Here is a 719-nt window from a genome sequence, read left to right on the forward strand (position 1 = left end):
GGCAATCTCGAGTTCCTCGGACGCAACGATCATCAGGTCAAGATTCGCGGCTTCCGTATCGAGCTTGGCGAGATCGAGGCGCAGCTTGCGAGTCATCTGGCGGTGCGTGAAGCCGTGGTCATCGCGCGGGCAAGGCAGCAAGACGATCAGCAACTCGTCGCGTATGTCACGCTTGCAGCGGAAATCGATGCGAGCGCCTTGCGCGACCATTTGAGTTCGCGTCTGCCGGACTATATGGTGCCATCGGCATTCGTCGTGCTCGATGCGCTGCCGCTTACGCCCAACGGCAAGCTTGATCGGCGTGCATTGCCCGATCCGCAATGGCAGGATCTTGCGGCTTATGTCGCGCCGCGTTCATCGCTCGAAGCGTCGCTTGCGCAATGCTTTGCCGATGTGCTCGGGCTCGAACGCGTGAGTGTGTTCGATAACTTCTTCGCGCTCGGTGGGCATTCGCTGCTCGCTACGCAACTCGTTTCGCGTTTGCGTGAGGCACGTTCGATTGAAGTGCCTCTGCGTGCACTGTTCGATGCGCCTACTGTTGCATCGCTTGCCGAAGCGCTCTCTTCTTCTGGCGATGCCAGTGCGCTGCCGCCTTTGCAAGCGTCGGCGCGTCCCGCGCATCTGCCGTTGTCGTTCGCTCAAGAACGTCTGTGGTTCCTCGAACAACTGAATCCCGGACAATCGACGTATCACATTCCGATCGCTTTGCGCTTAAACGG

At 59.4% G+C, this 719-nt stretch carries 1 protein-coding gene; it reads left to right on the plus strand.

Going from position 1 to position 719, the window contains the following annotated elements; translation table 11 throughout:
• The coding region (locus tag AWB76_RS38720) for a phosphopantetheine-binding protein (protein ID WP_244173715.1) at nucleotides 1-719 on the plus strand (719 nt) is incomplete at both ends.

The sequence above is a fragment of the Caballeronia temeraria genome, from assembly GCF_001544795.2.
GTDB classification, from domain to species: Bacteria; Pseudomonadota; Gammaproteobacteria; order Burkholderiales; family Burkholderiaceae; genus Caballeronia; species Caballeronia temeraria.